General features: G+C 72.1%; 14 protein-coding genes. 7 read left to right on the plus strand and 7 right to left on the minus strand.

What is annotated here, in order from left to right; all coding sequences use genetic code 11:
• Positions 1 to 75: 75 nt before the first annotated feature.
• The 3 genes from ACIP8W_RS23720 to hmgA form a co-directional block, all read right to left on the minus strand.
• Entirely contained in the window at positions 76 to 510 is a 435-nt protein-coding gene (locus ACIP8W_RS23720; protein WP_401950338.1) for a hypothetical protein, read from the minus strand.
• An 80-nt stretch (positions 511 to 590) separates the two neighbouring features.
• Positions 591 to 1,364, minus strand: a complete 774-nt coding sequence (locus tag ACIP8W_RS23725) for a GntR family transcriptional regulator (protein WP_401950335.1) — start codon at positions 1,362 to 1,364, stop codon at positions 591 to 593.
• A gap of 36 nt (positions 1,365 to 1,400) precedes the next feature.
• Positions 1,401 to 2,729 carry a homogentisate 1,2-dioxygenase gene (gene hmgA / locus ACIP8W_RS23730; protein ID WP_401950332.1) on the minus strand — a complete coding sequence of 443 codons (1,329 nt, stop codon included), beginning with the start codon at positions 2,727 to 2,729 and terminating at the stop codon, positions 1,401 to 1,403.
• Between the two features lie 249 nt (positions 2,730 to 2,978).
• Here hmgA and ACIP8W_RS23735 point away from each other — a divergent pair, with 249 nt between their 5' ends.
• Complete coding sequence (locus ACIP8W_RS23735) at positions 2,979 to 4,391, plus strand: aldehyde dehydrogenase family protein (protein WP_401950485.1); 1,413 nt, start codon at positions 2,979 to 2,981, stop codon at positions 4,389 to 4,391.
• Positions 4,392 to 4,490: 99 nt separating this feature from the next.
• Positions 4,491 to 5,582, plus strand: a complete 1,092-nt coding sequence (locus ACIP8W_RS23740; RefSeq protein WP_402149332.1) for a Zn-dependent alcohol dehydrogenase — start codon at positions 4,491 to 4,493, stop codon at positions 5,580 to 5,582.
• A gap of 3 nt (positions 5,583 to 5,585) precedes the next feature.
• On the opposite strand, the gene ACIP8W_RS23745 is transcribed toward ACIP8W_RS23740, so the two are convergent.
• On the minus strand, positions 5,586 to 6,572 hold the full coding sequence (locus ACIP8W_RS23745) for a DMT family transporter (RefSeq protein WP_402204505.1): 987 nt from the start codon (positions 6,570 to 6,572) through the stop codon (positions 5,586 to 5,588).
• A gap of 54 nt (positions 6,573 to 6,626) precedes the next feature.
• Positions 6,627 to 7,304, minus strand: a complete 678-nt coding sequence (locus ACIP8W_RS23750; protein ID WP_401950325.1) for a TetR/AcrR family transcriptional regulator — start codon at positions 7,302 to 7,304, stop codon at positions 6,627 to 6,629.
• 130 nt (positions 7,305 to 7,434) lie between these two features.
• Between ACIP8W_RS23750 and ACIP8W_RS23755 the strand changes: the two genes are divergently transcribed.
• From ACIP8W_RS23755 to ACIP8W_RS23765, 3 genes are all read left to right on the plus strand, one after another.
• A complete protein-coding gene (locus ACIP8W_RS23755; protein WP_402204507.1) occupies positions 7,435 to 8,586 on the plus strand; it encodes an acyl-CoA dehydrogenase family protein in 1,152 nt (383 codons plus the stop codon).
• A gap of 100 nt (positions 8,587 to 8,686) precedes the next feature.
• Entirely contained in the window at positions 8,687 to 8,974 is a 288-nt protein-coding gene (locus tag ACIP8W_RS23760) for a YiaA/YiaB family inner membrane protein (protein ID WP_401950319.1), read from the plus strand.
• Positions 8,975 to 9,039: 65 nt separating this feature from the next.
• On the plus strand, positions 9,040 to 9,672 hold the full coding sequence (locus ACIP8W_RS23765) for a TetR/AcrR family transcriptional regulator (RefSeq protein ID WP_402204509.1): 633 nt from the start codon (positions 9,040 to 9,042) through the stop codon (positions 9,670 to 9,672).
• Here the strand turns inward: ACIP8W_RS23765 and ACIP8W_RS23770 are convergent.
• Positions 9,663 to 10,124: a MaoC family dehydratase gene (locus ACIP8W_RS23770; RefSeq protein WP_401950313.1), complete on the minus strand. Its 462-nt coding sequence runs from the start codon at positions 10,122 to 10,124 to the stop codon at positions 9,663 to 9,665. The genes ACIP8W_RS23765 and ACIP8W_RS23770 overlap by 10 nt on opposite strands.
• A gap of 128 nt (positions 10,125 to 10,252) precedes the next feature.
• Between ACIP8W_RS23770 and soxR the strand changes: the two genes are divergently transcribed.
• On the plus strand, positions 10,253 to 10,738 hold the full coding sequence (soxR, locus tag ACIP8W_RS23775) for a redox-sensitive transcriptional activator SoxR (protein WP_402204511.1): 486 nt from the start codon (positions 10,253 to 10,255) through the stop codon (positions 10,736 to 10,738).
• Positions 10,739 to 10,904: 166 nt separating this feature from the next.
• Here soxR and ACIP8W_RS23780 read toward each other — a convergent pair whose 3' ends face one another.
• Entirely contained in the window at positions 10,905 to 11,516 is a 612-nt protein-coding gene (locus ACIP8W_RS23780; RefSeq protein ID WP_401950308.1) for a hypothetical protein, read from the minus strand.
• A gap of 242 nt (positions 11,517 to 11,758) precedes the next feature.
• Between ACIP8W_RS23780 and ACIP8W_RS23785 the strand changes: the two genes are divergently transcribed.
• Positions 11,759 to 12,142 carry a hypothetical protein gene (locus ACIP8W_RS23785; protein ID WP_402204513.1) on the plus strand — a complete coding sequence of 128 codons (384 nt, stop codon included), beginning with the start codon at positions 11,759 to 11,761 and terminating at the stop codon, positions 12,140 to 12,142.
• Positions 12,143 to 12,175: the final 33 nt, after the last annotated feature.

Here is a 12,175-nt window from a genome sequence, read left to right on the forward strand (position 1 = left end):
GTTCGAGGACGGAACCACAGGGGAACGACGACACCGCCGGACGCGCGCACGGGCGCGGTGGGCGATGGGGTCCGCTCAGGTCCGCCACACCCCGAGCACCGCGCGCGTACGGCTGTGCTCGGCGTGGTCTCTGTCGTCGCCGGCGCTGTCGGGTTCCCGGCTCCGCGGGGGTTCGCACCGGGCGCCCCCGGCAGGCACGACTCCGGCGCCGGTGGTGGGAGGCGCGGGCAGCGGGGCCCGTGGGCCGGCCGCCGCGGGCTCGTCGACGCCGGTGCACGCCGCAGCCCCGCCGCGCTCCGAGAGCTCCACCGTCCGGGTGGTACGTACCGAATGGCCCGTCGGTACGGGGGTGAGGTCCGCGACGGCGACCAGGGTGTCGGCCCGGGGCAGCCCCGAGAACTGCGGTCCGTGGGCGCAGCCGAGCAGATGCAACAGCCCGGCCAGCACCGTGGCCAGCACCAACCGCCACGATACGGCCCGGGACAGGTGAAGACCCGCGCTGACCGACACGGTGGGAGGGTATTCGATCGGTTGCATAAAGTGCTTGTTAGCGACGTGGGTTCGCCCCGGCGAGTCGGCGTGTCGGAGGGTCAGCGTGCCGGGTCCGTACCCGTGAGGTCCGTGTCGACCGTCACCGAGAAGGCGAACCGGTCGCCCCGGTAGCGGATCCTGGCGACGTCCACGACCCGGCCGCCCTCGTCGTACGTCACCCCCGTGCAGTGCAGGATCGGGCTGAGCAGCGGCACCCGCAGCAGCTCGGCGGTGGCCGGGTCCGCGAGCCGCGCCTCGACCGTGTCCGTGATCCTGCTGATGCGTATCCCCATCAGGTCGCGCAGCACCTTCGTCATCGGCCAGCGCTCCAGATCCGCCGCGTCGAGCCCCGCCGCGACCTCCGGACGCACCGTGTTCTCCGCCCAGTTGACCGGCTCACCGCTCTCGCTGTCGTACCGCAGCCTGCGGTACGTGACGACCTGGTCCAGCCCCGGGAAGTACTCGGCGAGTTCACCGGGGACCGGGGCCGGGCCATGGCCGAGGACCGTGGTCGGCTCGCCGGACTGCTGCGCCACGATCGTGTCGACCGAGCCGAGCAGCCGGCGCGGGGCGCCCCGCCGCGCGCCCGGCTCGATGAAGGTGCCGCGCCGCCGGTGTCTGCTGATCAGGCCCTCCTCCTCCAGCTCCTTGAGGGCCTGGCGCATCGTCAGCACACTGACGCCGTAGTGCGTGGCGAGCTGCTCCTCGGTGGGCAGCCGCAGTGGGTCGTGCGGACGGCGGCCCAGTATCGAGGCGCGCAGTGACTGCGAGACCTGGTACCAGAGCGGCAGCTTGCGGTTCAGGATCAGCGAGTCGGGGGCGAAGGCGGTCACGGACACTCCGTACTCCGGGTCGGGCCCTGGGCCGGATCAGGGCCTGAAGTGGCGCTCAAGACCCTGCCACACGGTGTCGTACCCCGGCTGGAGATGGGCGGCACCGGCCGCCTGCGCGGTGGTCCTCACCGGCCAGCGCGTCTCGAACATGAAGGCGAGGCCGTCGTCGATCTTCTGCGGCTTCAGCTCGGCGGCGGAGGCCCGCTCGAAGGTCTCCCGGTCCGGGCCGTGCGCCGACATCATGGTGTGCAGGGAGCCGCCGCCGGGGACGAAGCCGCCCCGCCCGGCCGACTTGGCGTCGTACGCCCCCTCGATCAGGCCCATGTACTCGGACATCACATTGCGGTGGAAGTACGGCGGCCGGAAGGTGTCCTCGCCCACCAGCCAGCGCGGCGCGAAGACGACGAAGTCGACACCGGCGAGCCCCGGGGTGTCGGACGGCGAGGTCAGCACCGTGAAGATCGACGGGTCGGGGTGGTCGTAGCTGATGGACCCGATGACATTGAAGCGGCGCAGGTCGTAGACGTACGGCACATGGTTGCCGTGCCAGGCGACGACATCGAGCGGCGAGTGGTCGTAAGTGGCGGTCCAGAGGTTCCCGCAGTACTTGTTGACCACCTCGGTGGGCCGCTCGATGTCCTCGTACGCGGCCACCGGGGCCAGGAAGTCGCGCGTGTTCGCCAGGCCGTTGGCGCCGATCGGCCCCAGCTCGGGGAGGGCGAAGGGCCTGCCGTAGTTCTCGCAGACGTAGCCGCGCACCGTCCCGTCCAGCGGCTCGACCCGGAAGCGCAGCCCGCGCGGGATCAGCGCCACCAGCCCGGGGCGGACGGCGAGCAGGCCCAGCTCGGTGCGGAGCAGCAGCCCGCCGCGCTCCGGGACGATCAGCAGCTCGCCGTCCGCGTCGCTGAACACCCGTTCGGTCATGGGGGCGTTGGCGTGGTAGAGGTGCACCGCCATGCCCGTGCGCTGCGCGGGGTCGCCGTTCCCGCCGAGCGTCCACAGGCCCGCCAGGAAGTCGGTGCCGGGGGCGGGTTCGGGCAGCGGATCCCAGCGCAGCCGGTTGGGATCGGGGACGGTTTCGGTGAACGGCCCGCTCCTGATCGCGCCGTTGTCGGTCCTGGCGAACGGCGGATGCGCGGCGGACGGGCGGATGCGGTAGAGCCACGAGCGCCGGTTGTGCGCCCGGGGCTCGGTGAACGCGCTGCCGCTGAGCTGCTCCGCGTAGAGCCCGAGCGGCGCGCGCTGCGGTGCGTTACGGCCGTGCGGCAGCGCGCCGGGCACCGCCTCCGAGCTGTGCTCATTGCCGAAACCGGGGGAGTGGGCCAGACCTTCGGCCATCCCGCGCGCCTGCTCGATACCGCTCATCGCCGCTCCCTGAGTCTCAATCCTATGGTCAACCGTAGGATTGACGGGGGTGCGCGTCAACGGCGCCACGCGCCATGGAGCGCGGGGGTGTTGAACGGTGTACGGGGGCGTACGGGGGCGCGCGGATTAGGGGGTGAGGGGGGTGTGGGCACCCTGGCGCCCCCCGGGCAACGCCGTTAGTTTGGCCGCGGAAGCGGTACGGAAGCGCACGGTGGCCCAGGAGGAACAGGGATGACGGCATACGACGGGATGACGGTTCACGAGGGGATGTACATCGGCGGCGAGTGGCGGCCTGCCGAGGGGACGGACACGATCCCCGTCGTGAACCCGGCCGACGAGCGGATCATCGCCACCGTCCCGGCCGGTACGGCGGCCGACGTCGACGCCGCCGTACGCGCGGCCCGCGCCGCCTTCCCCGGCTGGGCCGCCACCCCGCCCCACCGCCGGGCGGCTTGTCTCACCGCGCTGCGCGACCTCCTGGCGGACCGCAAGGAGGAGCTGGCCCGGACCGTCACGGCCGAGCTGGGCACGCCGATCGGCTTCTCGCGGCTGGTCCACGCGGGCGGGCCGATCGGGGTCGTCGGTACGTACGCGGATCTCGCCGCCTCGTACTCCTTCGAGGAGAAGGTCGCCAACTCCGTCGTCCTGATGGAGCCGGTGGGGGTGGTGGGCGCGATCACGCCGTGGAACTATCCGCTGCACCAGGTCGTGGCCAAGGTCGCCCCCGCCCTCGCCGCCGGGTGCACCATCGTCGTCAAGGCCGCCGAGGAGACCCCGCTCACCGCGCGGCTCTTCGCCGAGCTGGCCCACGAGGCCGGACTGCCCCCGGGGGTCTTCAACCTGATCACCGGTCTCGGCCCGGTCGCGGGACAGGCGCTCGCGGCCCACGAGGACGTCGACATGGTCTCCTTCACCGGGTCCACCGCCGTCGGCCGGCTGATCGGCGCGGCGGCGGGTGGTGGCATCAAGCGGGTCGCGCTGGAGCTGGGCGGCAAGTCCGCCAATGTGATCCTGCCGAGCGCCGATCTGGCGAAGGCGGTCGCGGTCGGCATCGCCAACGTCATGCCCAACTCGGGCCAGACGTGCAGCGCCTGGACCCGTATGCTGGTCCACACCGACCAGTACGACGAGGCGGTCGAGCTGGCGCGTACCGCCGCCGCCAAATACGTCGCGGGCGATCCGTACGACACGGGAAGCCGCCTCGGCCCGGTCGTCAGCGAGCGGCAGCGGGCGCGGGTGCGCGGCTACATCGAGCAGGGCATCGCCGAGGGCGCGAAGCTCGTCGCGGGCGGCCCCGACGCCCCGCACCCCACCGGCTACTACGTGGCGCCCACCGTCTTCGCCGAGGTCACCCCCGGGATGACCATCGCGCAGGAGGAGATCTTCGGGCCCGTCGTCTCGATCCTGCGGTACGAGGACGAGGAGGACGCCCTGCGGATCGCCAACGGCACCATCTACGGACTGGGGGGCGCGGTCTGGGCCGGGGACGCGGACGAGGCCACGGCCTTCGCCCGCCGGATGGACACCGGACAGGTCGACATCAACGGCGGACGCTTCAACCCGCTCGCGCCCTTCGGCGGTTACAAGCAGTCCGGGGTGGGACGGGAGATGGGCGCGCACGGGCTGGCGGAGTACCTCCAGACCAAGTCGCTCCAGTTCTGACCTTCACGCGCGCTATTGACGGCTCCATATCCAGCACTCCATATTTTTCCGGCTTTTTTGTCATCCTTCACCACCCGTTTCGAGCAGGGAGAAGAACCCGTGATCCGCGCCGCCGTACTGCCCGCCGTCGGAGCTCCGCTGGAGATCACCGGCATCGAGCTGCCCGAGCCGGGCCCCGGGCAGGTGCGGGTCCGGCTCGCCGCCGCCGGGGTCTGCCACTCCGATCTGTCCCTGTCCACCGGCACGATGCGGATCCCCGTCCCGGCCGTCCTCGGTCACGAGGGCGCGGGGACGGTCGTCTCGGTGGGCGAGGGCGTCACACAGGTGGCACCCGGTGACGAGGTCGTCCTCAACTGGGCGCCGTCCTGCGGCAGATGCCCGGCGTGTACGGGCGGGGAGGTCTGGCTCTGCGACAGCGCGCTCGCGGGCGCGGCCGGCGTCCACGCCCGTACGGCCGACGGTACGCCGCTCCATCCCGGCCTGAACGTCGGCGCGTTCGCCGAGGAGACCGTCGTCCCCGTCAACTGCGTCCTGCCGCTCCCCGGGGGCGTCCCGCTCGCCACGGGCGCGCTCCTCGGCTGCGCGGTGCTCACCGGGTACGGCGCCGTCCACCACAGCGCGCGGGTCCGCGCGGGCGAGTCCGTGGCGGTGTTCGGCGTGGGCGGGGTCGGGCTCGCCGCCCTCCAGTCGGCCAGGATCGCCGGGGCCTCGGCCGTCGTCGCCGTCGATGTCTCCCCGGAGAAGGAGGCGCTGGCGCGGGCGGCCGGGGCCACCGAGTACGTCATCGCCTCCGACTCCACCGCCAAGGAGATCCGTGGGCTCACCGGCGGCCGGGGCGTCGATGTCGCCATCGAGTGCGTGGGCCGCGCCGACACCATCCGTACGGCCTGGGACGCCACCCGGCGCGGCGGCCGTACGACGGTCGTGGGCATCGGCGGCACGGAGCAGAAGGTCACCTTCCACGCCCTGGAGATCTTCCACCAGGCGCGTACGCTCTCCGGCTGCGTCTACGGGAACAGCGACCCGGCGAAGGATCTGCCGGTGCTGGCGGAACACATCAGGGCGGGCCGGTTCGACCTGGAGTCGATGGTCACGGAGCGGATCGGCCTCGACGGCATCCCGGCCGCCTTCGAGAACATGCTCGCGGGCCGGGGCGGCCGCGCGCTGGTCGTCTTCGGCACCCCGGGCTGACGATCACACCGCCGTGGTGCGGGAGCGGGGACGCGACCGTGCCACGGCGACCCCCGCCAGACACAGTGCCCCGCCCGCGAGCGTGAGCGCCCCCGGGATCTCGTCGAGCGCCAGCCAGGCCAGCAGGACCACCAGGGCCGGGACGGCGTAGGTCGTCGCGCCCATCCGTGCCGCCGTCGTACGCGACAGGGCGTACGCCCAGGTCGTGTACGCCAGCGCGGTCGGGAAGACCCCCAGATAGACCATGTTCAGGGTGGCGGACAGCGGGGCGCTCCCGGCCTCGTGGATCAGCTGCCCGGCGAACGGCAGACAGAGGACCGTCCCGGTCAGACAGCCGTACGCCGTCACCTGGAGCGCCCCGGCGTGCGCGAGCGCGGGCTTCTGCGCGACCGCTCCGCCCGCGTAACCGAACGCCGCCAGTACGCACAGCGCGACCCCGAGCACCGACGCGTGCCCCTCGCCCGACATCGACAGCCCCACGGCCACCGCGCCCGCGAACGACACGGCCATCCCGGCCAGCAGTCGGGGCGGCAGCCTCTCGCCCAGCAGCCGCGCGCCGAGCAGGGCGATCAGGATCGGGCCGATATTGACCAGCATGGCCGCCGTGCCCGCGTCGACCTCCTGCTCGCCCCAGTTGAGCACCACCGTGTAGACGCCGAACCAGAGCAGTCCGGACACCGCGATCCCGGGCCAGGCCGCCCGTGGTGGTATCCCCTCGCGCCGTACGAGACAGACCAGCCCGAGGACGAGCGAACCGGCCAGCAGTCTGCCGAGGGCCAGTGCCCCCGGCGAGTAGGTGGCGCCCGCGCTGCGGATCGAGACGAAGGACGAGGCCCAGAGCAGGACCGTGACACCGGCGGCGGCGATCGGCAGCCAGCGGGCGCCGGAGGGGCGCGCGGGGGCGGTAGGGCCTGCGGGATCAGCGGGGTCGGCGGGCTCTGTGGAGGCCGTGGAGGCCGTGGAGGCCGGGGAGCTGGTTGATTGCGTCATGACATGAACGTACGCCGACAACGTCCGGTTCTCCCCGCGATATCGCCGGGCGGGTCAGGAACCGTCCGGCGCGGGCCGGGGGGTGTGCGCGGGGGGCCGCCGCTGCTCGTACTGGAGCGCCAGACCGTCGAGCAGCGCTCGCAGCCCGGTGGCGAAGGCGCCCTCGTCGACCCGTCGACTGTGTTCGGCGAGCAGATGGGCCTGGCCGAGGTGCGGATAGTCGGCGGGGTCGTACGCCGTCGCGTCGTCGACGAAGCCCAGGGCGAACGAGCCGAGCGCCGAGCCGGTGATGAAGTACCGCATGAGCGCGCCGATATGGGTGGCCTGGGCGGGTGGCCAGCCGGCCCGGACCATCGCGCCGAAGACGGTGTCCGCGACCCGCAGTCCCGCCGGGCGGCGGCCGGGGCCATGGGCCAGGACCGGTACGACGTTCGGATGGGCGGTGAGGGCGGCGCGGTAGGAGACGGCCCAGTCGTGCAGCGCGGTGCGCCAGTCGCGGCCGTCGGCCTCGTCGAACATCGACAGATCGATCTGGGCGCTGACCGCGTCGGCGACGGCTTCGAGGATCTCGTCCTTGGTGCGGAAGTGGTTGTAGAGGGACGGCCCGCTCACTCCCAGCTCCGCCGCGAGCCGCCGGGTGGAGACCGCGCCGAGCCCCTCGGCGTCCACGAGGGCGCTCGCCGCCGCGACGATGCGTTCTCTGCTGAGCAGGGGCTTGCGCGGTCTGGCCATGGCGCACATAGTAGGCGTGCCGATCAGAAACTAGCAGTGGTAGTTAATGGTGGGACGGCGAGCCGACGCGCCAACAGGTCGGCCGACGGCCCGACCCGGTCCGATCAACGAAGCGATGAGGTGTGTGCCGGTGAATCTGGAGCTGGGCGAGGAGCACGCGGCGGCGCGTGAGCTGGCACGGGACTTCGTCGACCGCGAGGTCGTCCCGTACGCCGCCGAATGGGACCGGCGCGAGAGCGTCGACCGCGCGATCGTCGGCAAGCTCGGCGCGCTCGGCTTCCTCGGGCTGACCATCCCCGAGGAGTACGGCGGCTCGGGCGGCGACCACTTCGCGTACTGCCTGGTCACGGAGGAGCTGGGACGCGGCGACTCCTCGGTGCGCGGCATCGTCTCCGTATCGCTCGGGCTGGTCGCCAAGACCATCGCGACATACGGCGACGAGGAGCAGAAGCGCGCCTGGCTGCCGGTGCTCACCTCGGGCGCGGCCCTCGGCTGCTTCGGGCTCACCGAGCCGGGTACGGGCTCGGACGCGGGCTCCCTCACCACCCGGGCGGTCCGGGACGGCGGCGACTGGGTCATCAACGGCACCAAGATGTTCATCACCAACGGGACCTGGGCCGATGTCGTCCTGCTCTTCGCCCGCACCGGCGACGCCCCCGGCCACCGGGGCATCTCCGCCTTCCTCGTACCGGCGGACAGCCCCGGGCTGACCCGCAGGGCGCTGCACGGCAAGCTCGGTCTGCGCGGCCAGGCCACGGCGGAGCTGGTCCTCGAAGACGTCCGTGTCCCGGCCGGGGCGCTGCTGGGGCCGGAGGGCAAGGGCTTCTCGATCGCCATGTCCACGCTGGCCAAGGGGCGGATGTCGGTCGCGGCGGGGTGTGTGGGCATCGCGCGGGCGGCGCTCGAAGCGGCGGTGGGGTACGCGGGCGAGCGCGAGCAGTTCGGCAGATCCATCGCCCACTATCAGCTGGTCCAGGAGCTGATCAGCGATATCGCGGTCGACGTGGACGCGGCCAGACTGCTGACCTGGCGGGTGGCGGATCTGATCGACCGCGGCGAGGAGTTCGCCACCGCCGCCTCCCAGGCCAAGCTCTTCGCCTCGGAGGCCGCCGTGCGCGCGGCCAACAACGCGCTCCAGGTCTTCGGCGGATACGGCTACATCGACGAGTACCCGGTGGGCAAGCTGCTGCGGGACGCCCGGGTGATGACGCTGTACGAGGGCACCAGCCAGATCCAGAAGTTGATCATAGGGCGGGCGCTGACGGGGGTCTCGGCGTTCTGACGTCCCGCTTCGAGGCTCCGCCGCGCTCTGAGTATCCGGGTCTCCGCCCTGAGTACGGATGCGGATGTGGCCCCCGCCACGGTCGCCGATGCTGGCACACATGAGCGAAACACCCGTCAAGCAGCAGAACACGGCCGCCTACCACGCCCAGGCCATCGCCTCCTTCGCCCTCGCCCTCGCCGCCCTCGCGATCGGCATCGCCAAGCTCGAAGCGAGCGCGTGGGTCCGGGGCTTCCTCGCCATCGCGGTCCTCTACCTGACCACCTCGACGTTCACCCTCGCCAAGGTGGTCAGGGACCGGCAGGAGGCCGGGCAGATCGTCAGCCGGGTCGACCAGGCCAGGCTGGAGAAGATCCTCGCCGAGCACGACCCCTTCCAGAAGCTCTAAGCGCTTGCTCACCCCGGGGTATGGTGTGCGTCCTGTCGAATGGACGGCCGAGGGGAGAGCGAGCGATGCGTGCGGCGGATCGGGCGGCGGCGGACGGCGAGGAGACGCCGTGGGGTGAGGTGACCCCGGAGGCGGCCAGGAAGCTGCTGGTCGCCGCGGTCGAGGCGTTCGCCGAGCGCGGGTACCACGCCACCACCACCCGCGATATCGCGGGCCGCGCGGGCATGAGCCCGGCGGCGCTCTACATCCACTACAAGACCAAGGAAGAGCTGCTCCACCGGATCAGCCGGATCGGCCACGACAGCGCGCTGGCGCTGCTGACGGCCGCGGCGGACAGCGAGGGCACGGCCGCCGAGCGGCTCGCCCTGGCGGTGCGGTCCTTCGTACGGTGGCACGCGGAGCGGCACACCACGGCGCGCGTCGTCCAGTACGAGCTGGACGCGCTCGGCGCCGAACACCGCGCGGAGATCGTCGAGTTGCGGCGGGGCACCAACGCGGCGGTGCGGCGCATCATCGTCGACGGCGTACGGGACGGGGAGTTCGACGTCCCGGACGTGCCGGGGACCACGCTCGCGGTGCTGTCGCTCTGTATCGACGTGGCGCGGTGGTTCAACGCGACGGGACCCCGGACGCCCGACGAGGTCGGCGCGCTCTACGCCGACCTCGTCCTGCGGATGGTCTCGGCGGGTCAGAAGTAGTAGCGGGACACCGACTCCGCCACACAGGCAGGCTTCTCGCCGCCCTCGCGCTCGACCGTGACCAGCACGGTGATCTGCACGCCCTCGCCCGCCTCCGCGACCTCCTTGAGGACGGCCGAGGCGCGCACCCGGGAGCCCACGGGCACGGGGGAGGGGAAACGGACCTTGTTGGTCCCGTAGTTGATGCCCATCCGCACGTTCTCGACGCGCAGCACCTCGGGCACGAGCGCGGGCAGCAGCGACAGCGTCAGATAGCCGTGCGCGATCGTCGCGCCGAACGGCCCGGCCGCCGCCCGCTCCGGGTCCACATGGATCCACTGGTGGTCGCCGGTCGCCTCGGCGAAGAGGTCGATCCGCTTCTGGTCGATCTCCAGCCAGCCGCTGTGCCCCAGCTGTTCGCCGACGGCGCCGCGCAGCTCCTCGGCGGAGGTGAAGATCCTCGGCTCGGTCAATGTCCCGTCCCGTCTCTCGCAGTGTCCAAGCGCTTGCTCAGCATGTTGGGCCGAGGGGCTCCTGTCAACGGCGGGAACCGGCGCCGGGGGCGGGGTGGCGAGGGGCGGCGGCCAGTAGGCTCCGGGAGGTGGCACAGATTCCCGAGAAGATCCATGAACTCACCGTGGGCCAGCTGTCGGAGCGCAGCGGCGCCGCCGTGTCCGCCCTGCACTTCTACGAGTCCAAAGGGCTGATCAGCAGCCGCAGGACCAGCGGCAACCAGCGCCGCTTCGCCCGTGACGCGCTGCGCCGGGTCGCGTTCGTCCGGGCCGCCCAGCGGGTCGGTATCCCGCTCGCGACGATCCGGCGCGCCCTGGCGGAGCTGCCCGAGGAGCGCACCCCCAACCGCGAGGACTGGGAGCGGCTCTCGCTGGCCTGGCGCACGGAGCTGGACGAGCGCATCCAGCAACTCGGGCGGTTGCGGGACCATCTGACGGACTGCATCGGCTGCGGCTGTCTCTCGCTGGAGACCTGTGTCCTGTCCAACCCCGACGATGTCTTCGGCGGTCGGCGCACGGGCTCGCGGCTGTTCCCCGAGAGCCTGCTCCCGGAGGGGCCGGACGCGGCGCGCTGACGGCGCGGCCCGTACGGTACGGACATCCGTCATCCGCGCAGGGCCCGCCCAGGCCGCTCGTACCGTCCGTACCTCGTACCGTCCGTACCGGCGTGTCACCGGCTGTGCGGGGGCCGTACCGTCATCCGGCCCGCCCCCGCGGACCCTCGGAGCCCGCCCGGCGGGCTCAGGCCACCGATGCCAGACCGGTCGGCCGCGTCCGCTTGGCGCGGGCCAGCGCCTCGGTCGTGAGGACCGGCAGCGGTACGACGATCCCGCAGCTCAGGCAGACCGGCCCGGACCAGGGGGCGGACGACAGGTCGGGGCGCCAGACGATGCCGCGCTCCGCGCAGACGGGGCAGGCGGTCCCGGGGCCCGTCTTCAGTCCGGAGATCAGCCGGCGCAGTACCTCGCCGAGCGATTCCGACGGATGGACCGCAGGGTCGTCGCACCGGGCGACGCCGTTCCCGCCCCAGGTCCGCCGGTGCCAGTCGTCGGAGCTCCCGGGCCGCCTCAGCCCGTCGTGCTTCTCGCGCCTGCGCCGCTCGGCGAATTCCATTTCGTACGCGAGCCAGACGGCCCGCGCGTCCTCCAGTTCATCCAGCGCGGCTGTCAGCCGCACCGGATCGGGTGACCTGTCCTCGGGTTCGATGCTGTGCTTCGCGCACAGATGATCCCAGGTCGCCCGGTGCCCGTAAGGGGCGAATCGTTCCAGGCACTTGCGCAGTGAATACCGTCGCAAGGCCAGATCGCATCGCGGATCGCGCACCTGTCTCGCGAGACTCCGGAACCCGGCCATCGCATGCCACCTCCGTCGCTTCTTCGGCGTTGAGGAATGGACGTACGTCTGCCCCGTTTGGCTCCATCAAAAATCAGATGGCACCCATGGAATCCGTCAAATCGGTTGTTATCGACAAGAATTCGAAGTCGATTCACCGGAACCGGCGCCCCGGGGGTGGGGGAAAGGTGACCGGTGTTCATCTTACCGGCGAGTCATACCGTCGGTAACCTCCGGCGCACCCGCCTCCCCGAGGAGCCCCCGTGCGCCGACCCACCGAACGGCCCCCGCGCATCCGGATCGGAGCGGGCGCCACGGCCGTCGCCGTGCTCGTCCTGGGCGCGGCCCTGCTGGTCCCGCAGAGCCGGGCGGCCACTCCCGCCCTCGCCATGCCCGCCGCGGACCCCGTGACCGGCCACTGCCAGGGGCAGTGCGCGGACATCCTGCCGCCCGGACGGAACGGCAACGCCACCCTCGCCGACATCCTCGGCAACCGGCTCTTCGGCACCTCCCCCGCCCACGCCTCCGACCAACTGGCCCGCTACGACTCGCTGGTGGCCGGACGGGGCGGCCTCACCCACCCCACGGTCAACTGGCAGAACAGGCCGACCTACCAGCAGGTGGTGGAGTTCCCCTCGCACCGCTGACCCGACAACCGATCGCGCGCGGCGGACACCGCC

Origin of the sequence: Streptomyces sp. NPDC088554, from assembly GCF_044752945.1 — a bacterium.
GTDB lineage: Bacteria > Actinomycetota > Actinomycetes > Streptomycetales > Streptomycetaceae > Streptomyces.

Bases quoted from the DNA above. Each gene is read 5' to 3' on its own strand.
- hmgA (WP_401950332.1), bottom strand. From the start codon at position 2,729: ATGAGCGGTATCGAGCAGGCGCGCGGGATGGCCGAAGGTCTGGCCCAC.
- ACIP8W_RS23735 (WP_401950485.1), top strand. From the start codon at position 2,979: ATGACGGTTCACGAGGGGATGTACATCGGCGGCGAGTGGCGGCCTGCC.
- ACIP8W_RS23745 (WP_402204505.1), bottom strand. From the start codon at position 6,572: ATGACGCAATCAACCAGCTCCCCGGCCTCCACGGCCTCCACGGCCTCC.
- ACIP8W_RS23750 (WP_401950325.1), bottom strand. From the start codon at position 7,304: ATGGCCAGACCGCGCAAGCCCCTGCTCAGCAGAGAACGCATCGTCGCG.
- ACIP8W_RS23760 (WP_401950319.1), top strand. From the start codon at position 8,687: ATGAGCGAAACACCCGTCAAGCAGCAGAACACGGCCGCCTACCACGCC.
- ACIP8W_RS23765 (WP_402204509.1), top strand. From the start codon at position 9,040: ATGCGTGCGGCGGATCGGGCGGCGGCGGACGGCGAGGAGACGCCGTGG.
- ACIP8W_RS23780 (WP_401950308.1), bottom strand. From the start codon at position 11,516: ATGGCCGGGTTCCGGAGTCTCGCGAGACAGGTGCGCGATCCGCGATGC.